Here is a 21,499-nt window from a genome sequence, read left to right on the forward strand (position 1 = left end):
GGTGCACTGGGAACTGTGGTCAAATTATAGGTTTTCCCTAGTGCCACGGGGCTCGCAAGGGCCTTTCCCTGTTTCCTTGGACAGGGCCCATGGACCCGTGACTTCGAGCAAGCAAACCACCAACTCCGCGCCCGGGAGGGCTTTTTGAAGCAGCTCAAGAAATCGGCCAAGCTGGCCAACGTTCTCTATGACATCCGCGGTCCCATCATGGACGCCGCCAAGCAGATGGAAGAGGACGGCCAGAAGATCATCAAGCTCAACATCGGCAACCTGGCGGTGTTCGGCTTCGATGCACCCGAAGAGATCCAGCAGGACATGATCCGCAACCTGCCCACTTCGGCGGGCTATTCGGACAGCAAGGGTGTTTTTGCCGCGCGCAAGGCCGTGATGCACGAGACCCAGAAGCAGGGCATCCAGGGCGTCACCCTGGACGACATCTACCTGGGCAACGGCGCCAGCGAGCTGATCGCCATGTCGACCAACGCGCTGCTCAACGACGGCGACGAGCTGCTGCTGCCCGCCCCCGACTACCCCCTGTGGACCGCCTCCACCAGCCTCTCGGGCGGCACCCCCGTGCACTACCTGTGCGACGAAGCCAATGGCTGGATGCCCAACCTGGACGACATCCGCGCCAAGATCACGCCGCGCACCAAGGGCATCGTGGTCATCAACCCGAACAACCCCACTGGCGCGCTGTATTCCGACGACCTGCTCAAGAGCATCGTGGCCATCGCTCGCGAGCACGGCCTGGTGATCTTCGCCGACGAGGTCTACGACAAGGTGCTGTACGACGGTGTCAAGCACACCGCCATTGCCAGCCTGTCGAGCGACGTGCTCACGCTGACCTTCAATTCGCTCTCCAAGAGCTACCGCTCGTGCGGCTACCGCGCCGGCTGGCTCGTGGTGTCGGGCGACAAGCGCAGTGCGCAGGACTACATCGAGGGCCTGAACATGCTCTCGAACATGCGCCTGTGCGCCAACGTGCCGGGCCAGTGGGCCATCCAGACGGCGCTCGGCGGCTACCAGAGCATCAACGACCTCGTGTGCGAGGGCGGGCGCCTGCGCCGCCAGCGCGACCTGGCCTACGAACTCATCACCGCCATCCCGGGCGTGAGCTGCGTCAAGCCCAGCGCCGCGCTCTACATGTTCCCCAAGCTCGACCCCGAGGTCTACCCGATTGCGGACGACCGCCAGTTCTTCCTCGAGCTGCTGAAGGAAACCCGCGTGATGTTGGTGCAGGGCACCGGCTTCAACTGGGCCACGCCAGACCATTTCCGCATCGTGTTCCTGCCCCACGAAGACGACCTGCGCGAAGCCATCAACCGCATCGCCAAGTTCCTGGAGCAGTACCGCCTGCGCAGCAAGACGAGGTCATGAAATCCGCCAGCATCGCCGCGCTGCTGTCGCTGGCCGCGCTTTCCGCCGGTACAGCCGGTACAGCCGGCGCTGCCGGCAAGGCGCCGGTGGCGTTCTCCCACAACGACTGGGAACTGGTCTGCGACAACACGCGCACTTGCCGCGCCGCTGGCTACCAGGCGGACAGCGGAGAGAACCAGCAGGTGTCGATGCTGATCACCCGCGTGGCCGGGCCGAGCACGGCCCTCGACATCCAGCTGCAGATCGGCAATGACGACGGTGTCAAGGGGCCGCTGCGCTTCAAGGTCGGCAAGGCTGCCCTGTCCGGCCTCGACGCGGGAACCGCCAGCCTCGACGAGGGCCAGATCCGCGCCGTGCTGCCCGAGCTGCTCAAGGGCGACGACGCCACAGTCACGGCCAACGGCGGCAAGAAGTGGACGCTGTCGCTCGCCGGCCTCAACGCCGTACTGCTGAAAATGGACGAAGCGCAAGGCCGCGTCGGCACACCGGGTGCGCTGGTGCGCAAGGGCGCAAAGCCCGAATCTTCCGTGCTGCCGCCGGTGCCCATGCCCGTCGTCAATGTGGCCAAGCCTCCGACGGCGCGGCCTGGGGACGACGCGCTGGCTGCGCGCATCTTTCCGTCGCTCGACCTGAAAGACGCGCTCGAGCGGTGCAACAACCAGGACCAGGTCAACGCCAAGTCGATGGAGGTTCACCGCCTGAACGACCGCAAGGTGCTCTTGGCGCTGGGTTGCGGCGTAGGTGCCTACAACTACACCACGCTGCTCTGGACCGCCAACGACAAGCCGCCCTATGCGCCTGTGTCGCTCGAGGCGAGCGGCGAGTTCGACGAGAAGGACGCCAGCGTCACCTCTTCCATGAAGGGCCGAGGCATCGGCGACTGCTGGTCGACCGAGACCTGGAACTTCAACGGCAAGGACTTCGTGCGCACCGGTGCGACGGGCGACGGCATGTGCCGTGGCTTTGCCGGCGGTGCCTGGGACTTGCCTCGCTACGTCAGCCGCGTCGTCGTGACTGCGCCGGCCGCCACCCCATCCAAACCATGAACGCGAATCTTCCAATGAAATCCATCCAAGTCGGCCTGCTCGGCGCAGGCACTGTCGGCAGCGGCACCTTCAAGGTGCTCCAGCGCAACCAAGAAGAAATCAAGCGCCGCGCCGGCCGTGGCATCGAGATCACCATGGTGGCCGACCTCGACACCGCCCGCGCCCGTGAAGTCGCGGGCGAGGGCGTGAAGGTGGTGGCCGACGCACGCGAAGTCATTGCCAACCCCGACATCGACATCGTCATCGAGCTCATTGGCGGCTACGGCATTGCCAAGCAGCTGGTGCTCGAGGCCATCGCGGCCGGCAAGCACGTGGTCACGGCCAACAAGGCGCTGCTCGCGGTGCATGGCACCGAAATCTTCGCGGCCGCGCATGCCAAGGGCGTGATGGTCGCCTTCGAAGCGGCGGTGGCCGGCGGCATCCCGATCATCAAGGCACTGCGCGAAGGCCTCACGGCCAACAGCATCCAGTGGCTGGCCGGCATCATCAACGGCACCACCAATTTCATCCTGTCCGAGATGCGCGACAAGGGCCTGGACTTCGGCACCGTGCTCAAGGAAGCGCAACGCCTGGGCTACGCCGAAGCCGACCCCACCTTCGACATCGAAGGCGTCGACGCCGGCCACAAGGTCACGCTGATGAGCGCCATTGCCTTCGGCATTCCGGTGCAGTTCGACAAGGCGCACATCGAGGGCATCACCAAGCTGGCGGCGCAAGACATCAAGTACGCCGAGCAGCTGGGCTACCGCATCAAGCTGCTGGGCATCACCAAGCGCACGGCCAAGGGCATCGAGCTGCGCGTGCACCCGTCGCTGGTGCCGTCCAAGCGCCTGCTGGCCAATGTCGAAGGCGCCATGAACGCCGTGGTGGTGCACGGCGATGCCGTCGGCACCACGCTGTACTACGGCAAGGGCGCGGGCAGCGAGCCCACCGCCAGCGCCGTGATTGCCGACCTGGTCGACATCACGCGCCTGCACACGGCGGACACCGCGCACCGCGTGCCGCACCTGGCCTTCCACCCCGATGCCATGAGCGACCTGAAGGTGCTGCCCATGACCGAGGTCGTCACCAGCTACTACCTGCGCCTGCGCGTGGCCGACCAGGCCGGCGTGCTGGCCAAGGTGACGGGCCTGCTGGCCACCGCCGGCATCAGCATCGACGCCGTGCTGCAGCGCGAAGCCGACGAAGTGGGCGGCGAAGGCTCCACGCAGACCGACCTGATCATCCTCACGCACGACGCGCGCGAAGGCACCGTCAACGACGTGCTGGCCGAGTTGCAGGCACTGCCCACGGTGCTGCAGCCCATCGTGCGCATCCGCAAGGAAGAGCTGTCCTGAGCGGCGGCATCACGCCAGCGCAAGCAAGACATTGAACCGGTACAACAGGACCCTCCCGTGAACTACCTGAGCACCCGCGGCCACCCCGACCGCAAGCGCTTCTGCGACATCCTCCTCGAAGGCCTCGCGCCCGATGGCGGCCTCTACCTGCCCGAGCAGTACCCGAAGATCGACACCGCCACGCTCGCGAAGTGGCGCGAACTGCCGTACGCCGAGCTGGCCTTCGAGATCCTCTCGCTCTACATCGACGACATTCCGCCGGCCGACCTGAAGGCGATCTGCGCCAAGACCTACACCGCCGAAGTGTTCGGCACCGACGAGATCGTGCCGCTGCGCGAGCTTGAAGACGGCGTGTACCTCGAAGCCCTGTCCAACGGCCCCACGCTGGCCTTCAAGGACATGGCGATGCAGCTGCTGGGCAACCTGTTCGAGTACGAGCTGGGCCGCCGCGGCGCCGAGCTCAACATCCTGGGCGCCACCAGCGGTGACACCGGCAGCGCGGCCGAGTACGCCATGCGCGGCAAGAAGGGCGTGCGCGTCTTCATGACCTCGCCCGACGGCCGCATGAGCCCGTTCCAGCAGGCGCAGATGTTCAGCCTGCAGGACGAGAACATCCACAACATCGCCATCACCGGCGTGTTCGACGACTGCCAGGACATCGTCAAGGCGGTGTCGAACGACCTGGGCTTCAAGCGCAAGTACCGCATCGGCACGGTCAACTCGATCAACTGGGCGCGCCTGCTGGCGCAGGTCGTCTACTATTTCGCCGGCTACTTCCAGGCCACGGCCAGCAACGACAGGCCGGTGAGCTTCACCGTGCCCTCGGGCAATTTCGGCAATGTCTGCGCGGGCCACGTGGCGCGCATGATGGGCCTGCCGATCCAGACGCTGGTGGTTGCCACGAATGAGAACGACGTGCTCGACGAGTTCTTCCGCACCGGCATCTACCGCGTGCGCGCCGCCGCCGACACGCACGAGACCTCGAGCCCGTCGATGGACATCAGCAAGGCCAGCAATTTCGAGCGCTTCGTGTTCGACCTGGTGGGCCGCGACGCCGCCACGCTGCGCCAGCTGTTCGTTGACGACCTGGGCACGCAGGGCCGCTTCGACCTGAGCGGCAACCCGGCGTTCAAGCAGGCCGCCGAGCGCTTCGGCTTCAAGAGCAGCCGCAGCACGCACGCCGACCGCCTGGCCACCATCCGCGACACCGAAAAGCGCTTTGCCACGCTGGTCGACCCGCACACGGCCGACGGCCTGAAGGCCGCGCGCGAGCACCTCGTGCCGGGCGTGCCGATGGTGGTGCTCGAAACCGCATTGCCCATCAAGTTCGCCGAAACACTGGTCGAGGCGCTGGGCGAAGAGCCCGCGCGCCCGAAGAAGTTCGAGGGCATCGAGGCGCTGCCCAAGCGCGTGGTCAAGCTCCCCGCCGATGCGGAAGCCGTGAAGGCCTACATCGCGCAGAACTGTGACTGAACCCGGCCGGGCCCCGTCATGAAGGTCGTCGGCTTCGCCGGCTATTCGGGCGCGGGCAAGACCACGCTGGTGGAGCGCTTGATCCCGGTGCTCAAGCGGCTCGGCCAGCGCGTCTCGGTGGTCAAGCACGCGCACCACAAGTTCGACATCGACCATCCGGGCAAGGACACGTACCGTCACCGCGAGGCCGGCGCCTTCGAGGTGGTCGTGGCCTCAGACAAGCGGCTGGCCGTGATGCGCGAGTTCGAGACGCCCGTGGAGCTGACGGTGCACCAGCTGCTGGCCGAACTGCATCCGGCCGCCGACTGGGTGCTGGTCGAAGGCTTCCGGCACAGCGACGTGCTCAAGATCGAAGTCTGGCGCCTGCCCGAAGACGGCCAGCCCGCGCGCCCGGTGCTCTACACCGACGACCCCTTCGTCACCGCCGTGGCCACCGACACGCCGGCCAGCCTGCCGTCGCCCACCGAACGCCCGCTGTTCGACCTCAATGACGCCGAGGCCATCGCGCAGTGGCTCATCGCCAATGGCGACCGCTTCGAGTACAACCCCGAACACCATGGCTGATTCCCCCGTTCCCTTTGCCGCTTCGTCCCTGCGCCCGCCGCTGATTCCGCTGGACGAGGCCATTGCGGTGCTTCTGGCAAAAGCCGAGCCGAAGCTGCCCACCGAAAGCGTCGGCACCTTCGACGCCGATGGCCGCGTGCTGGCGCAAGAGCTCGTGTCCGGCCTGACCGTGCCGCCGCGCGACAACAGCGCGATGGACGGCTACGCGGTGCGCGCCGCCGACTGCGCCGCGCCCGGCGCCGAACTGGTCGTGGCGCAGCGCATTCCCGCGGGCACCGTCGGCACGCCGCTGGCGGCCGGCACCGCCGCGCGCATCTTCACCGGCGCGCAGATTCCCGAGGGCGCCGATGCCGTCGTGATGCAGGAAGACACCACCGCCGTGCCGCGGGAAGGCAGCCTGGGCTCGGTGCGCATCGCCATCGTTCCGGCCATCGGCCAATGGGTGCGGCGCCAAGGCGAAGACGTGGCTTCGGGCGACATCGTGCTGAAGAAGGGCGAGCGCCTCACGCCCGCCGCGCTCGGCCTTGCCGCCAGTGTCGGCTTCCACAAGCTGCAGGTCGCGCGCAAGCCGCGCGTGGCCATGCTGTCCACGGGCGACGAACTGGTCATGCCCGGTGAAGTCGCTCCCGACGCCATGAAGCCCGGCGCGATCTACAACTCCAACCGCTTCTTCATGCGCGCGTTGCTGCACCGGCTGGGCTGCGAGGTGAACGACCTGGGCATCGTGCCCGACAACCGCGAAGCCACCATCGATGCCTTGCGCCATGCGGCCGAGACCAGCGACCTGATCATCACCACCGGTGGCGTATCGGTCGGCGAAGAAGACCACATCCGCGCCGCGCTGCAGTCGCTGGGCGAGTTGCAGCTGTGGTCGCTGTCGATGAAGCCCGGCAAGCCCTTCGCCTATGGCGCCATCGCGCGCAGCGGCGCGCAGGGCGGCCACTGCCACGTGACGGGGCTGCCCGGCAACCCGGTGTCCAGCTTCCTGACCTTCCTGATGCTCGTGCGCCCCTTCCTGCTGACCCTGCAGGGCGCCACCCGCGTGACGCCCGAGCCCGTGCAACTGCGCGCCGATTTCGACTGGCTCCGTGCCGACAAGCGCCGCGAGTTCCTGCGCGCGCGCCGCAATGCGGCCGGCGGGCTCGAGCTGTTCGGCAACCAGAGCTCGGGCGTGCTCACGTCGATGGTCTGGGGCGACGGCGTGGTCGACAACCCGGCGGGCCAGACCATCAGGTCGGGCGACACCGTGAACTTCATTCCCTTCGCTTCGCTGCTGGGCTGAATCGCATGAAGGTGCAGATCCGTTATTTCGCCTCGGTGCGCGAGGCGCTTTCCAGCAGCGGCGAAACCGTCGATACGCTCGCTGAAACACTGGCCGCGCTGCGCGACGAACTCATCGCGCGTGGCGGCGCGCATGCCACGGCCCTTGCGCGCGGCAAGGCCGTGCGCATGGCGCTCGATCAGGCCATGAGCGACGAAGCCGCAGCCCTGCACGAAGGCTGCGAAGTGGCGTTCTTCCCGCCGGTCACGGGCGGCTGAGCCGGGCGTCGAGCGCCACCAGGCGCTCGCGCAAACCGTCGGACGCGCGGGTCATTGGCGAGCGCAACTCATCGCGCATCGCACCGCCGGCCGCCAGCAGCGCCTTCAGCGGACCCGGGTTGGGCTCGGCGAACAGCAACTCGACCATCGGCTGCAGCAACTGCCACTCGGCGCGCGCCTCGGCCAACCGGTTGTCGGCGAGCAAACGCACCAGCCGCACGAAGCGTTGCGTCTGTATGTGGCCGCTGGCCGCGATGGCGCCTGCGCCGCCTTCGGCCATCGTGCCGAAGATCTGGTGGTCTTCGCCCGTCAGCACCTGCAGCCGGCCATCGGCGATCAGCGCGCGCGTCTTGGCCATGTCGCCGCCGCAATCCTTGATGCCACGGATGCGCGGGTGTGCGGCCAGCGCCAGCAGCGTGTCCCGGGCAATCGTCACGCCCGTGCGATAGGGAATGTCGTAGACCAGCACCGGCACCGTGCTGGCATCGGCAATCGCGCGGAACCACTCCAGCAGGCCCGCCTGCGATGGGCGCACATAGTGCGGCGCGGACACCAGCAGGCCCGCCAGAGGGCGCTGCGAGAGCATGCGCGCCCAGGCCGTGGCCTTGCCCAGGTGATAGCCGGAAACGCCCATGACGACGGGCCGTCCGCCGGCCGCTTCCAGCACGGTGTCGAGCACGGCCAGCTGTTCGTCTTCGTCGAGCGCGGCGGCCTCGCCGGTCGAGCCGCAGGGCACGAAGCCCGTCACGCCGTCGTCGGCCAGCCGACGGGTCAGCGCGGCAAGGGCGGGATGGTCGACGGCACCGTCGCGGAACGGGGTGACGAGGGCGACCCAGAGGCCCGAAAAATCGGGAGTGGGAGCGGTGGTGGGTTGCTGCTGGTGTTGTGGCACGCGGGCTTCCTTTCAGGAATCGACCGATGGAAAGAACCACCGTCCGATGCGCGCGCAACCCAAGAGGGGCCAAGGCCTTTGCAGGTTCCGTCGCTCATCCGACGACGGAACCTCGGCTCCGGTCAGACGAGCTTTGGTTTTTTGGCTTTGCTGCCCTGGCGCGCGCAACGGCTCTCGAGGTGCGAAAGCACCGGGGAGAACGTGGCAAGGCAAGGCATTGCAGCAGTCTAGCGCGATGCCACAATTCAGACATGAACGTTGCGCGTGTTTCGATCCAGACGGCCGATTTCGATCTCTCCCAAGAGGTCGCCACGTTGCGCGCCGGCGACAAACGCGTGGGCGCCGTCTGCAGTTTCATCGGCACCGTGCGCGACCGCAACGACGGCAGCACCATTGCATCGATGGAGCTGGAGCACTACCCCGGCATGACTGAAAAAGCCATCGAGGCCATGATCGACGAGGCGCACAAGCGCTTCGACATTCTCGGAGCGCGCGTGATCCATCGCATCGGCCTGCTGCAGCCGCTGGACCAGATCATGATGGTGGCGGTGGTGTCGGCCCACCGCGGCCAGAGTTTCGAGGCCTGCGAGTTCCTGATGGACTACCTCAAGACCCAGGCCCCGTTCTGGAAGAAGGAGCAGACGCCCGAAGGCGCCCGCTGGGTCGATGCACGCGTGAGCGATGACGCGGCGCTGGCGCGTTGGGGCATCGCGGCTTCGAACACGTCGGCCTGAGGCGCGCTCGCTGCCGCTTCCCCGCTTTCCCTGTTCAGGGCGCGACCAGCTCCGAGGCAGCCAGCGCCTTGGCCTCCGCCCCGCAGTCTTGCGCGGGCACGGCGCCCGCGCTGCGCGCCTTCGCAATCTCCGCCTTGGCGGCCGTCATCTGCGCCTGGAACACCGGGTTGGCGTGCAGCTTCGCCACGGTCGCGGCGCCGACCAGCCGGCCGTTCTCGATGTCGCTTTGCCAGTGCACGCCGCAGATGGCGCGGCTTTGCGAAAAGGCGCGGCCCCGCTGCAGCAGCGCATCGCCGCGCTCGGGCGCGATCTCAGACAGCACCAATGCCCAGGCCCAGCCCACGGCCGAGTGGCCGGAGGGATAGGAGCCGTCCTTGGCCAGCATGGCTTCTTCGCCGGGCGTACAGGTGGCCGCCTTGAACGCCACGAACGGCCGGGTCCGCTCGTACTTGTTCTTGGCTTTGTAGGTGGCAATGCCCGCATCGGCCAGCGTGCGGCGCAGCAGCATGTTCAGGTTCGGCGTGGCCTCTTCGGAGATGGGCATGCCGAGGGCGCAGGAGAACACCTGCGCGGCCTTCGGGAATTTCAGGTTGGCGTCTTGCACGGCCAGTGCGCCGCGCGGCGTGCCCTGCAGGGCGGTGAGCGCCTGGAAGGTCGCGCCATCGGCGGCCAGCGCGGCCGAGCCAGCGGCCGGTGGCGCCGGCAGCAACGCCAGGCTGTCGGGCAACTCGGCGGCGGGCAGGTAGCCCTTGAGGTAGCCCGAGCCTGGGCGCAGTTCGCCGACTTCGGTGGGTGAGATGGGCGCGGTCACGCGGGGTGCGGTGGTGCCGCAAGCGCCGAGCAGCAGAGCGGCGGCCAGCGCCGTGGAGAGTGTGGCGAGTGTGGTTGTCTGCATGGGTGTCTCCTCTTCGTTCTTGTCGGTGAGGCGGCATCCTAAAGTTGCCCCACCGGCCCGAAGTGACACCCATGCGACGGACCCATGCGACGGCAAGCGCCGCCGCTGCCGTGTGCCGTGTCCCGGTCCCGCGTGCCTACAGCGGCTTGAACCCGCTGGCCTGGATGATGCGTTCCCAGGTCTGCGTGTACGTGCGCACGCGGCCCGCGAACTGGCCCTGCGATTCGTAGCCGACCGTCAGGCCCATCGTCGTGAGCTTCTGCTTCACGTCGGGCATGGCCAGCACCTTCTGCAGCGCATCGCCGTACTTGTCGATGATCGGCTGCGGCGTGCCCACCGGCGCGAAGATGCCGTAGTAGGGCAGGTCTTCCAGGTTCGAGAAGCCCAGCTCGGTGAAGGTCGGCACGTTCGGAATCACCGCCTGGCGCTTGGCGCCGATGGACGCCACGATGCGCACCTTGCCGGCCTTGTGGTTCTCGATGAAGTCTGGCACCGAGGCAATGCCCGCGGTGATCTGGTTGCCCAGCATGTCGGCCGTCATGGGCGCGCTGCCGCGGTAGGGCGCGGGCTGCACGTCGATCTTGTACTTGTCCGAGATCATCTTCACCAGAAATTCTGGAATCGACGCGGGCGCCGGGATGCCGATGGTTTCCTTGCCGCCCTTCGCGGTACGGACCCACTTCACGTACTCGTCGATGCTCTTGGCCGGCGTGCCGCCCGACACGGCCAGCACGTTGGCGAAGGTGGCGAAGCCGGCCACGGGCACGAAGTCGGTGGCGGGGTTGAAGCCCGGGTTCTTCACCACCTGCGGCAGGATCGAGATGGTGTGGTCATGCGAGAGAAACAGCGTGTGGCCGTCGGCCGGCGACGACTTCAGCACCGTGGCCGCAATCTGCCCGCCCGCGCCCGCGCGGTTCTCGACCACCACCGGCACGCCCAGCACGTCCTTGAGTTTTTCGCCCAGAGTGCGTGCAATGGCATCCGTGCCCGCGCCGGCCGGAAAGCCGACCAGCAGGCGGATGGGCGTGCCACTTTGCGCTTGGGCAAGACCCGGGAGGCCCGACAGGCCCAGGGCGGCCAGCATGAGGCCGGCGCTGATCGCCCGGCGAACCGGCTGAACGCGCTGCATTGAAAAAACCATGATCGACTCCATTCGAGAGAAGAGAAAAAAAGAGATGAACGCCTACGGACAAGGGGAAACGGATCTCGTGCAATAGCCATGCCCAGAGCCCCGGCGTGGCCGGCAGCCTTGAATCGTGCCCGAACGGCCCTATTTTGGATGCAGGAATACCACCATGCGACAAGACAAACTCACAACCAAATTTCAGGAAGCACTGAGCGACGCCCAGACGCTGGCGCTCGGCAACGACAACGCCTACATCGAACCGGCCCACCTGCTGGTCGCGATGCTGCGCCAGGACGACGGCCCGCGTGCCTTGATGGAGCGTGCCGGCGTCAACGTGCAGGGCCTCGTGCAGGCGGCCGAAGCCGCCATCAAGAAGCTGCCCCAGGTGCAGGGCCACGACATCGTGCAGGTCGGCCCCGAGCTCGGCAAGCTGCTGCAGGCCACCGAAAAGGAAGCCATCAAGCGCAATGACCAGTTCATTGCGGGCGAACTCTTTTTGCTGGCCGTGGCCGACAGCAAGTCCGACATCGGCAAGCTCGCCAAGGAAAACGGCCTGAGCCGCAAGTCGCTCGAATCGGCCATCGACGCCGTGCGCGGCGGGCAGGGCGTGAACAGCGCCGATGCCGAAGGCCAGCGCGAAGCGCTCAAGAAATACACCATGGACCTGACCGAGCGCGCGCGCCTCGGCAAGCTCGACCCCGTCATCGGCCGCGACGAGGAAATTCGCCGCGCCATCCAGGTGCTGCAACGCCGCACCAAGAACAACCCCGTGCTCATCGGCGAACCCGGCGTGGGCAAGACCGCCATCGTCGAAGGCCTGGCGCAGCGCATCGTCGCGGGCGAAGTGCCCGAGTCGCTGAAGGGCAAAAGGGTGTTGTCGCTCGACATGGCTGCGTTGCTGGCTGGCGCCAAATTTCGAGGTGAGTTTGAGGAGCGCCTGAAGACCGTGCTGAACGAACTCGCGAAGGACGAAGGCCAGACCATCGTCTTCATCGACGAGCTCCACACCATGGTCGGCGCCGGCAAGGCAGAAGGCGCCATGGACGCCGGCAACATGCTCAAGCCCGCGCTCGCGCGTGGCGAGCTGCACTGCGTGGGCGCCACCACGCTCGACGAGTACCGCAAGTACATCGAGAAAGACGCCGCGCTGGAGCGCCGCTTCCAGAAGATCATCGTGGGCGAGCCCAGCGTGGAGGCCACCATCGCCATCCTGCGCGGCCTGCAGGAAAAGTACGAAGTGCACCACGGCGTGCAGATCACCGACCCGGCCATCGTCGCCGCAGCCGAGCTGAGTGATCGCTACATCACCGACCGCTTCCTGCCCGACAAGGCCATCGACCTGATCGACGAGGCCGCGGCCAAGATCAAGATCGAGATGGACTCCAAGCCCGAGGTCATGGACCGCCTCGACCGCCGCCTCATCCAGCTGCAGATCGAGCGCGAAGCCGTGCGCCGCGAAAAAGACGAAGCCTCGCAGAAGCGCTTCGGCCTGATCGAGGACGAGATCACCAAGCTGCAAAAGGAAATCGCCGACTACGACGAGATCTGGCAGGCCGAGAAGGCGCAAGCCCAGGGCAGCGCGCATGTGCGCGAGGAAATGGACAAGATCAAGTTCCAGATCAAGGAATGGGAACGCAAGGGCGACTTCAACAAGGTCGCCGAGCTGCAGTACGGCCAATTGCCGGCGCTCGAAAAGCGCCTGAAGGAAGCCGAGGCCAGCGAGGCGAACAAGGGCAAGTCGAGTGCGCCCACGCTGCTGCGCACGCAGGTCGGCGCGGAAGAAATTGCCGAAGTCGTGGCGCGTGCCACCGGCATTCCGGTCGCCAAGCTCATGCAGGGCGAGCGCGACAAGCTGCTCGTGATGGAAGATAAGCTGCACGAGCGCGTCGTGGGTCAGGACGAAGCCATCGGCGCGGTCGCCAACGCGATCCGCCGCTCGCGTTCGGGCCTGTCCGATCCGAACCGCCCCACGGGCTCGTTCCTGTTCCTCGGCCCCACGGGCGTGGGCAAGACCGAGCTGTGCAAGGCGCTCGCGGGCTTCCTGTTCGACAGCGAAGACCACCTGATCCGCATCGACATGAGCGAGTTCATGGAGAAGCATTCGGTCGCCCGCCTCATCGGCGCGCCGCCGGGCTACGTGGGCTACGAAGAGGGCGGCTACCTCACCGAAGCCGTGCGCCGCAAGCCCTACAGCGTGGTGCTGCTCGACGAGGTCGAGAAGGCCCACCCCGACGTGTTCAACGTGCTGCTGCAGGTGCTGGACGATGGCCGCCTGACCGATGGGCAGGGCCGCACCGTGGACTTCAAGAACACCGTGATCGTGATGACCAGCAACATCGGTTCGCCGATCATCCAGGCCATGGTGGGCAAGCCTTCCGAAGAGATCAAGGAAGCGGTGTGGGACGAGCTGAAGAACTACTTCCGCCCCGAGTTCCTGAACCGCATCGACGAAACGGTCGTGTTCCATGCGCTCGACGCGAAGAACATCGAATCGATCGCCGCGATCCAGCTGAAGGTGCTGAAGGCACGTCTCGCGAAGATGGACCTGGGCCTGGAGGTGTCGCCCGCGGCGCTGGCCGAGATTGCCAAGGTCGGCTTCGACCCGGTGTTCGGTGCGCGTCCGCTCAAGCGCGCCATCCAGCAGCGCATCGAGAACCCGCTCTCGAAGCTGTTGCTCGACGGCAGCTTCGGGCCGAAGGACACGATCGAGGTCACGACCGACCCGATCCAGTCGCCGGGCCAGTTCACGTTCACCAAGGGTGGGGAACCAACGGCGGCTGCTTCGGCCTAAAGTCGGATGATGAACTTTATTATTCGCGTCATTCTTCTGCTCCTGGGGCTGGTCTTCGCGGCCAGCCTGGCGGTGGCGGTCATGCTGCTGGCCGCGGTGTGGGGTGTGCGCTATGCCTGGGGGCGTCTCACGGGCAAGCCCGTGACGCCCTGGGTGATGCGCTTCAACCCGCGCTCGGGCTTCGACAAATTTCGCAATGCGGCACCGCCTGCCGAGCCTACGGCCGCCGACGTGGTCAGCGCGCGTGCGCGCGGCGAATCGGTGCGCAGCCCGATCACCCTGGGCCCCGCCGACGACGTGACCGACGTGCGGGCTCGCCCCGTGCGCGGCGAGTAGCAAGAAACCGAGCCCATTCCTGGAGCGCCCCGCGAATGCCTACGGCTCGGGGAGGCTCTTCATGCGCCCATCGAGAAATGCGATATCGGCGGCGGATGGGGCGAGGCTCATGGCCGCCTTGTAGGCCACTCGGGCTTGGGCATGCAGCCCTTGGCGGGCCAGCAACTCTGCCTTCGCGGCATGGAAGGGCTGGTAGCCCTGCAGGGCGGGCTCGATTCGCATCAATTCGGCCAGGGCCGCGTCGGGTGCGCCTGCTTCCGCGTGGGCTACGGCCCGATTGAGGCGCACCACGTCGGTAGACTCGAATTGCAGCAGGCTGTCGTAGAGCAGGGCAATCTGCGCCCAGTCCGAACGGTCGCCCTCGCAATGGCAGGCGGCAATCGCGGCCTTGATCTGGTGAGGCCCTGGGGTATGCCGGCGCAGCGCGCGCTCGAGAATCGCCACCCCGGCCACGATCTCGTCCTTCTTCCACAGCGCCCGCTCCTGTTGGCCCAACGGCACCGTCGCCTGGCCGCTCGCATCTGTGCGCGCACCACGGCGGGCATGGCTGATCATCAATGCGGCCAGGCAACCTTCGACCTCCGCTTCGCCAGGATGCAGCCGATCCAGCAGCGCGCAAAGGTACAGGGCCTCCTCGGCCAGATCGCGACCCGCCTTGGGCCCCGCCGTGTAGCCCGCATTGAAGATCAGGTAGATGACCGCGAGCACGGCCTGGAGACGCTGCGGCCATTCGGCTGGCTCCGGAACCGCATAGCGAATGCGGGTCGCGGCGATCTTTGCCTTGGCACGCGACAGGCGCTGCCCCATCGTGGCTTCCTGGTCGAGAAATGCCTGAGCGATCTGGGCCGTGGACAGGCCGGCGACCACACGCAGCGTCAGTGCCACTTGCGACTTCCGCTCCAGCGCAGGGTGGCAGCAGGTGAAGATCAGGCGCAGCCGTTCGTCAGGAATCGGGTCCGTCTCGACCTCGCAGGCCTCTTCACCCGCGAGCACCAGCAGACTGGCGCCGATCCTGTCGGCCGTTCTGTGGCCGCGGATGCGGTCCAGCGCCTTTCGATAGGCCACGCGCAGCAACCAGCCGAGAGGCGAAGACGGAATGCCGGAGCGGCTCCAATGGGACAACGCCGACAGCATGGCGTCCTGCAGGGCGTCTTCGGCCAGCTGAAAGTCGTTGAGCCTGGCAATCAGCGCTGAAATCAGCCGCCCCCGATCGTCGCGCGCCAGCCTGTTGAGGGCCTGGGTCACGGCGACTGCGCCGGAGGCGGGTGAACTCATCGTCGGCTGTGCGGTTGCGCGGCTGCCCTGCGGTGCGGCCGGGTCAGCCCGCCGGGTTGTAGTCCATCAGCGGCCGCACTTCGACCGTGCCGAAGCTGGCCGATGGGACCGCTTGCGCGTACTTCAACGCGACATCGAGATCGGCAACATCGATCACGTAGTACCCACCCAGGTGCTCCTTCGTTTCGGCAAATGGGCCGTCCATGGTTTCCACCTTGGTGCCGCGAATGCGCAGCGAGGTGGCGGTTTCGATCCCCTGAAGTCCCTCGCCTGAAAGCAGGACGCCGTCAGCCATCATCTTCTCGTTGAGCGCGAAGAAGCCGCCCATCATTTGCTGGAACTCGGGCGTGCCATAGGCGGGTTCGCGTTGGGGGTCGTTGTAGATCAGGAGCATGTACTTCATGTTGAATTCCTTGGGGCAGGGTGAGGGTGAGAGTTCAGAAACCCGTGGCGATGCGAACGAGCGCGACGAACAGAATGCCGGCGGCAAGCAGGTTGGTGCCGTTGCCCACATAGCGCAGCGGATGGTTGCCGTTGTCGATCTTGAGACCGAAGGGGTGAGCCAGGCGCCCGACCAGGAGCAGTACGCCTGCGGCATGCAGCCAGCCGGCGTTCGTTCCCTGTGCTTCCGCGAGGATCATCAGCACCAGGACAAAGGGAACCCATTCGATGAAGTTGCCGTGGCGGCGTATCTTGAGCAACAGCTCCGGCCTGCCTCCGTCACCAATCGACTGATTGAAGCCAGGGCGTGAGGCGGTCACACCTGTCCACAGCAGAAACCAGACGAGTACGAGTGGCAGTGCATAGAGGGTCGTGATGGTCAGTGGCATATCGGCAGTCTCCTTTGTTGTTCCGATGCAGCAAGGACGCCGTCGCGCTTCGAATTTCGACATGCGCTCGAATTATTTTTTCTTGCGTGGGTTGAGTGGGCCGCGTGGGCCGCGTGGGTTGCGCGGGCCGCGCTGACGGGCGGGCCGCTCTTGTACAACGGAGAGCGCCCAGCCGATGGCAAATCCCCCGGAACTCAAATCCGATAGCTCCTGGGGTTTTGGGGATTCGCGCCTGCGAAGGCCGGCGGCCGATCAGGCGCCGTACAGCGCCTCGATCTCGCTGGCGTAGGTCTTGTAGATGCTGGAGCGCCGCACCTTCATGGTCGCGGTGACTTCACCGTCGTCATGGTCCAGCTCCTTGGTCAGCAGATGAAAGCGGCGGATCCGCGACACCTGTGCCAGCTTTTCATTGCCCTTTGAAATCTCCGCGTCGATCAGCGCGCGCACCCGGGGCTCTTCCACCAGCGAGCGGAAATGCGTGAACGAAATGCGCTCCGCCTCCGCCCACTTGCCCACCGTTTCGTAGTCGATCTGCAGCAGCGCGCCGACGAACTTGCGGCCGTCCGCCACCACGATGCATTCCTTGATGAAGGGGCTGCCCTTCATGGTGTTCTCGATCTCCGAGGGCGTGAGGTTCTTGCCGCCGGCCGTGATCATGATGTCCTTCAGCCGGTCGACGATGCGCAGCTGGCCGTCTTCCTCGCGCACCACGTCGCCGGTGTACAGCCAGCCGTCGCGGATCGACGTGGCCGTGGCCTCGGGGTTCTTGTAGTAGCCCTCGAACACCATGTCGCCGCGCACCAGCAGCTCGCCCGCTTCGCCCACGCGGTGCTCGGTGCCCAGCGTGGGCTCGCCCACGGTGCCGATCTTCACGGCGTCGCTGCGGTGGCCCGCGATCATGCCGCTCGATTCCGTGAGGCCGTACACCTCCACCAGCGGCACGCCCAGCGTGCGAAAGAAGCGCACCACGTCCGTCGGAATGGGCGCCGCGCCGGTGAGCGCGATGCGCGCGCGCCGCAGGCCGATGAAGTTCTGCAGCGCGCGAAGCACCGTCCAGTAGGCCAGGGCGAAGCGGCCGCGTTCGGCCAGCGTCCAGCTTCCGCGCGGCTTTTCGGCCAGCGGTGCGCAGGCCGCGATGGCCTTGCGGAACAGCGCACGCTGCAGCCGCCCCGTTTCCTGCATCTTGATGCTGATGCCCGCATGCAGCTTTTCCCAGATGCGCGGCACGCCGAGGAACATCGTGGGCGCCACTTCGCGCAGGTCTTCCTGCACGGTGCGGATCGATTCGCCGAAGTTCACCTGCGAGCCCAGGTACACCGGTGCGAAGGCCGTGAGCATCTGCTCGGCCACGTGGCACAGAGGCAGGTACGACAGGTGCGTGGTGTCGCCATCGAGCCCCAGCCGCTCGACGACGCCGGGCACCACGCCGCGGATGTTGCGGTACGAGATCATCGCGCCCTTGGGCTTGCCGGTCGAGCCGGAGGTGTAGATCATCAAGCCGATGTCGGCCAGCGTCTGGCGCTGCAGCGCGGCGTCGATCAGTGCGGTGCCATCGCGCGCCTGTGCTTCGGCGCCGGCCTGTTCGACTTCCGCAAAGGTCGCGATGAGGCCGCGCACTTCGGGCGGATAGCTCGCCAGCCCCTTGGTCTCCATGACCACGATCTTGCGCAGGCGCGGCAGCTGGCCGATGGCGTCCAGCACCTTGTCGGTCTGCTCCTGGTCTTCGCAGACGATCATCTCGATGTCCGCATGGCCGACCACGTAGGCCACCTCTGTGCTCGGGCTGGTGGGGTACACGCCGACCGTGACGGCGCCGATCAACCCCGCGCCCATCTGCGCCAGCAGCCATTCGACGCGGTTCTCGGAGATCACGCCCAGGTGCCCGCCCGGCGCCAGCCCCATCGCATGCAGGCCCAGCCCGAAGTGGCTGGCACGCCGCATGTAACCGGCCCAGTCCAGCGGGTGCCAGATGCCGAAATCTTTCTGCCGGATCGCGATGCGCCGCGGCTGCTGGCGCGCCTGCTCGCGCAGCATCTGCGGCAGCGTCAGCGAGGGAAGGGAATGGGGGAGGGCGTCGGTCATGAGAGCCAGCGCTTGCGGCGCTTGTAATGCTTGAGCTCGCGGAAGCTGCGCGACTCGCCGCTGCCGCCCACGCCCAGGTAGAACTCGCGCACGTCGGGGTCGGCCGCCAGCCGCTCGGCGCTTCCGTCGATCACCACCTTGCCGCTTTCCATGATGTAGCCGGTGTGCGCAATGGCCAGCGCCACGCTGGCGTTCTGTTCCACCAGCAGCATCGAAGTGCCGCGCTCGGCGTTGATGCGCGCGATGATGGTGAAGATGTCTTCCACCAGCTTGGGCGAGAGGCCCAGCGAAGGTTCGTCCAGCAGCATGAGCTTGGGCTGCGCCACCAGTGCGCGGCCGATGGCCAGCATCTGCTGCTCGCCGCCCGAGAGATAGCCCGCCAGGCCCTTGCGGCGCTCGTGCAGGCGAGGGAAATAGGCGTACACGTCGTCGAAGTTGCGAGGCTTGTGCGAAGGCGCCGGCCCGTCGCGCCCCGTCAGCGCGTAGGTGGCGGCCACCAGGTTTTCTTCGACGGTCAGGTCTTCGAACACGCGGCGGCCTTCCATCACATGGCTCAGGCCGTGGCGCACCAGTTGCTGCGGCGCCAGGTGCGTGGTCGGTGCGCCGTCGAACGAGATGCGGCCGGCTTCCACCTCGCCGTCTTCCAGCGCGAGCAGGCCCGACACCGCCTTCAGCGTGGTCGACTTGCCCGCGCCGTTGCTGCCCAGCAGCGCCACGATCTGCCCGCGCGGCACGGCCAGCGACAGGCCGCGCAGCACCTGCACGACCTTGTTGTAGACCACCTCGATGTTGTTGACCTCCAGAACGAGGTCGGGCGGTGCCGTGCGAGCGTCCATCGTCATCTGCGTCAGTTCAGTGCGATCCAGTCGGAGGCCGGCACCATCTTCTGCGCCTTCATGTCGGCCTTGTAGACGCGGCCCACCGGAATGGAGTTGCCCTTGATGGTGATCGGCGTGCCGATGAGCCCGCCGGTGTCGAAGTCCTTGATGGTGTTCAGCGCGGCCTTCAGGTTCTTGCCGTCCAGCGGCTTGCCGGCGTCGAGCGTGCGCCTGGCGGCCTCGGTGAACAGCATGGCCGTGAGAAAGCCCTGCGTGTACGCCGTGCTCTGGTACTCGGGACGCAGCGCGCGGATCTTGTCGAGCATCGGCGCCTTGGCCGTGGTGTCGTAGTAGTAGCGGTAGGGCATGACGCCCATGAAGCCGTCGCCGCCTTCGCCCATCTTCATGACGGTGGAGCTGTCCATGGTCCAGAACGTGCCCATCCATTTGCTGGTCATGCCCATCTGCTTGCCCTGCTGCATGAACTCGGGAATGGGCGCCAGGATGTAGCCGTGGAAGATGGTGTAGTCGGGCGCCGCGCGGCGCAGCTTGATGACCTCGGTCGACACGTCCACGCTGCCGGCCGGCGTCATGAGCTTCACGGGCACCGAAAGGCCCAGCTTCTTGGCAGCGGCTTCGCTGGCCTCGATCGGGTCGCGGCCGAACTCGGAATCGGAATACACGAAGGCCACCTTGGCGCCCGGCTTTTCCTTTGCGATGTGGCGCAGAAGAATGCCGATCTGCTCGGTGTAGTCGGGGCCCACCAGGAACTGGTTCGGGTACTTGGCCGGGTCGTTGAGCTCGGTCGCGAACGAGGCGCCCGCCATCAGTATCTGGCCGCCGCGGTCGAGCTCGGGGTTGATGGTCTTCGAGAAGCCGGTCGAGTCGCCGTAGTAGAGGTTGACCTTGTTCTGGCTGGTGATCTTCTTGTAGGCCGCCACAGACACGTCGACCTTGTAGCCCGTGTCTTCGGGCACGTAGCGCAGCTTGCGGCCCTTGATGCCGCCCGCGTCGTTGACGATCTTCACGTAGTCGGCAATGCCGGCGTTGATGCCCACGCCCGCGAAGGCGAACACGCCGGTCATCGGGATCGAGCCGCCGATGACGATGTCTTCGGTGCCCTGCGCGTTCGCGAACGGCATGCCGGCAAGACCGGCGGAAAGGCCGGCCGCAACCAGCAGGGCGCGGCGGTGGTGTGATGAAAGCTTCTTCTGAGGTGTCTTGGGCATGCTTTTGTCTCCTGTTGGAATGGGCTCAGTTGCGGAACGGCCATAGATGGAAAAAGCGGCGTACGCGCCGCCACACTTCTGCGAGCCCGTGGGGCTCGAACACCAGAAATCCGACGATCAGCAGCCCGAACACGACGGTGCGAACGGGCGACAGAAACACCGTCATCTCGACGCCGCCCGGCAGCAGGTCGACCACCAGCTTGAGCAGCTCGGGGACCATGGTCATGAACACCGCGCCGAAGATGCCGCCAAGGATGGTGCCCATGCCGCCGACGATGATCGCGGCCAGGAAAAAGATCGACATGAGCAGCGGAAAGCTCTCGGGCGTGACCACGCGAAAGAAGTAGGCCCACAGCCCGCCCGCGACGCCCGCATAGAACGACGAGAGCCCGAACGACAGGAGCTTGTAGCGCAGGAGCGGAATGCCGAGCACCTCGGCCGAGATGTCGCGGTCGCGAATGGCGATGAAGGCCCGGCCGACGCGGGTACGGAACAGGTTGGCGGCGCCCAGCACCATGAGGAGCATGACGGGCACGATGACCCAGTAGAGGCGGAACGAGGTGTCGAGCGGGAGCCCGAAGAACTGCGCTGGCGGCAGCGAAATGCCGGTGGTGCCGCCGGTGAGCTTGAGGTTGGCGAACAGGAAGTGGGCGATGAACGAGGCGGCAATGGTCGCGATGGCAAGGTACAAGCCCTTCACGCGGAGCGAGGGAATGCCGACGATCAACCCGCCGAGCATGGCAACCACGCCGCCGGCGACGATGTTGAGCAGGAAGGGCGTGCCGAGCCGGGTCTGCATGATGGCGACGGTGTACGCGCCGAGGCCCATGAATGCGGCCTGGCCGAGGCTGACGAGGCCGGTGTAGCCGGTGAGGATGTTGAGGCCGGTGGCGCTTGCGACGTTGATGGCGACGAGGCACGCAAGGTAGAGCCAGTAGTCGCTGGCCATGAACGGAAACAACACGAGCAGGGCGGCGCCGATGGCGAGCCACGTTTTCTGGGTGCGCGAGTCGAACAGCGCTGCGTCGGCTGTGTAGCTCTGCTTCGAGGTGCCTATGCGCATGTGTTGTCTCGCCGGGTTGCCTTGTCGGTGACTCTTGTTCTGGGCGCTGCTGTTCGGGACAGGTGCATCCGGGGCGCGTGCGAATGACACCG

At 66.5% G+C, this 21,499-nt stretch carries 20 protein-coding genes; 10 read left to right on the forward strand and 10 right to left on the reverse strand.

Annotated elements, in window-relative coordinates:
- The first annotated feature begins 144 nt into the window (after positions 1-144).
- Genes DBV14_RS08285 through DBV14_RS08315 form a run of 7 tightly spaced genes read left to right on the forward strand, consistent with a single transcriptional unit; the run spans position 145 to position 7,336 of the window.
- Complete coding sequence (locus tag DBV14_RS08285) at positions 145-1,377, forward strand: pyridoxal phosphate-dependent aminotransferase (protein WP_124458705.1); 1,233 nt, start codon at positions 145-147, stop codon at positions 1,375-1,377.
- Positions 1,374-2,423: a DUF1176 domain-containing protein gene (locus DBV14_RS08290; protein ID WP_124458706.1), complete on the forward strand. Its 1,050-nt coding sequence runs from the start codon at positions 1,374-1,376 to the stop codon at positions 2,421-2,423. The genes DBV14_RS08285 and DBV14_RS08290 overlap by 4 nt, the downstream gene beginning before the upstream one ends.
- Positions 2,424-2,437: 14 nt before the next feature.
- Complete coding sequence (locus DBV14_RS08295; RefSeq protein ID WP_124458707.1) at positions 2,438-3,760, forward strand: homoserine dehydrogenase; 1,323 nt, start codon at positions 2,438-2,440, stop codon at positions 3,758-3,760.
- A gap of 57 nt (positions 3,761-3,817) precedes the next feature.
- Positions 3,818-5,233, forward strand: coding sequence for a threonine synthase (gene thrC, locus DBV14_RS08300; protein WP_124458708.1), 1,416 nt, complete (start codon positions 3,818-3,820; stop codon positions 5,231-5,233).
- 18 nt (positions 5,234-5,251) lie between these two features.
- Positions 5,252-5,797 carry a molybdopterin-guanine dinucleotide biosynthesis protein B gene (gene mobB, locus DBV14_RS08305; protein ID WP_124458709.1) on the forward strand — a complete coding sequence of 182 codons (546 nt, stop codon included), beginning with the start codon at positions 5,252-5,254 and terminating at the stop codon, positions 5,795-5,797.
- Positions 5,790-7,079: a gephyrin-like molybdotransferase Glp gene (gene glp / locus DBV14_RS08310; protein WP_124458710.1), complete on the forward strand. Its 1,290-nt coding sequence runs from the start codon at positions 5,790-5,792 to the stop codon at positions 7,077-7,079. Before mobB ends, glp begins: the two co-directional genes overlap by 8 nt.
- Before the next feature lie 5 nt (positions 7,080-7,084).
- Entirely contained in the window at positions 7,085-7,336 is a 252-nt protein-coding gene (locus tag DBV14_RS08315; RefSeq protein ID WP_124458711.1) for a MoaD/ThiS family protein, read from the forward strand.
- Here the strand turns inward: DBV14_RS08315 and dapA are convergent.
- The gene (gene dapA / locus DBV14_RS08320) at positions 7,323-8,228 is read right to left on the reverse strand and encodes a 4-hydroxy-tetrahydrodipicolinate synthase (protein ID WP_124458712.1); all 906 of its coding nucleotides are present in this window, start codon (positions 8,226-8,228) and stop codon (positions 7,323-7,325) included. The two genes, DBV14_RS08315 and dapA, sit on opposite strands and share 14 nt — an antisense overlap.
- A 251-nt stretch (positions 8,229-8,479) precedes the next feature.
- On the opposite strand from dapA, the gene DBV14_RS08325 reads away from it, so the two are divergent.
- Positions 8,480-8,962 (forward strand): molybdenum cofactor biosynthesis protein MoaE, encoded by a 483-nt coding sequence (locus DBV14_RS08325; protein ID WP_124458713.1) that lies wholly within the window; start codon positions 8,480-8,482, stop codon positions 8,960-8,962.
- Positions 8,963-8,996: 34 nt separating this feature from the next.
- Here DBV14_RS08325 and DBV14_RS08330 read toward each other — a convergent pair whose 3' ends face one another.
- Together DBV14_RS08330 and DBV14_RS08335 are read right to left on the reverse strand one after the other, a co-directional pair.
- A complete protein-coding gene (locus DBV14_RS08330) occupies positions 8,997-9,857 on the reverse strand; it encodes a phosphatase PAP2 family protein (protein WP_124458714.1) in 861 nt (286 codons plus the stop codon).
- Between the two features lie 136 nt (positions 9,858-9,993).
- A complete protein-coding gene (locus tag DBV14_RS08335) occupies positions 9,994-10,998 on the reverse strand; it encodes a Bug family tripartite tricarboxylate transporter substrate binding protein (RefSeq protein WP_124458715.1) in 1,005 nt (334 codons plus the stop codon).
- A 154-nt stretch (positions 10,999-11,152) separates the two neighbouring features.
- Here DBV14_RS08335 and clpB point away from each other — a divergent pair, with 154 nt between their 5' ends.
- Both clpB and DBV14_RS08345 read left to right on the forward strand, forming a co-directional pair.
- On the forward strand, positions 11,153-13,774 hold the full coding sequence (gene clpB, locus DBV14_RS08340) for an ATP-dependent chaperone ClpB (RefSeq protein ID WP_124458716.1): 2,622 nt from the start codon (positions 11,153-11,155) through the stop codon (positions 13,772-13,774).
- A 6-nt stretch (positions 13,775-13,780) separates the two neighbouring features.
- On the forward strand, positions 13,781-14,110 hold the full coding sequence (locus DBV14_RS08345; RefSeq protein ID WP_124458717.1) for a hypothetical protein: 330 nt from the start codon (positions 13,781-13,783) through the stop codon (positions 14,108-14,110).
- A 39-nt stretch (positions 14,111-14,149) separates the two neighbouring features.
- Here the strand turns inward: DBV14_RS08345 and DBV14_RS08350 are convergent, their stop codons facing one another.
- From DBV14_RS08350 to DBV14_RS08380, 7 genes are all read right to left on the reverse strand, one after another.
- The gene (locus DBV14_RS08350) at positions 14,150-15,385 is read right to left on the reverse strand and encodes an RNA polymerase sigma factor (protein WP_124458718.1); all 1,236 of its coding nucleotides are present in this window, start codon (positions 15,383-15,385) and stop codon (positions 14,150-14,152) included.
- Between the two features lie 43 nt (positions 15,386-15,428).
- Positions 15,429-15,788, reverse strand: coding sequence for a YciI family protein (locus DBV14_RS08355; protein ID WP_124458719.1), 360 nt, complete (start codon positions 15,786-15,788; stop codon positions 15,429-15,431).
- A 34-nt stretch (positions 15,789-15,822) separates the two neighbouring features.
- On the reverse strand, positions 15,823-16,215 hold the full coding sequence (locus DBV14_RS08360) for an MAPEG family protein (RefSeq protein ID WP_124458720.1): 393 nt from the start codon (positions 16,213-16,215) through the stop codon (positions 15,823-15,825).
- A 252-nt stretch (positions 16,216-16,467) separates the two neighbouring features.
- Positions 16,468-18,297 carry a long-chain fatty acid--CoA ligase gene (locus DBV14_RS08365; RefSeq protein WP_124458721.1) on the reverse strand — a complete coding sequence of 610 codons (1,830 nt, stop codon included), beginning with the start codon at positions 18,295-18,297 and terminating at the stop codon, positions 16,468-16,470.
- Positions 18,294-19,139: an ABC transporter ATP-binding protein gene (locus tag DBV14_RS08370; protein WP_260396877.1), complete on the reverse strand. Its 846-nt coding sequence runs from the start codon at positions 19,137-19,139 to the stop codon at positions 18,294-18,296. The genes DBV14_RS08365 and DBV14_RS08370 overlap by 4 nt, the downstream gene beginning before the upstream one ends.
- A 5-nt stretch (positions 19,140-19,144) precedes the next feature.
- Positions 19,145-20,344: an ABC transporter substrate-binding protein gene (locus tag DBV14_RS08375; RefSeq protein WP_124458722.1), complete on the reverse strand. Its 1,200-nt coding sequence runs from the start codon at positions 20,342-20,344 to the stop codon at positions 19,145-19,147.
- Positions 20,345-20,369: 25 nt separating this feature from the next.
- Complete coding sequence (locus DBV14_RS08380) at positions 20,370-21,407, reverse strand: branched-chain amino acid ABC transporter permease (RefSeq protein ID WP_124458723.1); 1,038 nt, start codon at positions 21,405-21,407, stop codon at positions 20,370-20,372.
- Positions 21,408-21,499 lie beyond the last annotated feature (92 nt).

Source organism: Variovorax sp. KBW07, from assembly GCF_003852515.1.
Taxonomy (GTDB): domain Bacteria; phylum Pseudomonadota; class Gammaproteobacteria; order Burkholderiales; family Burkholderiaceae_C; genus Variovorax.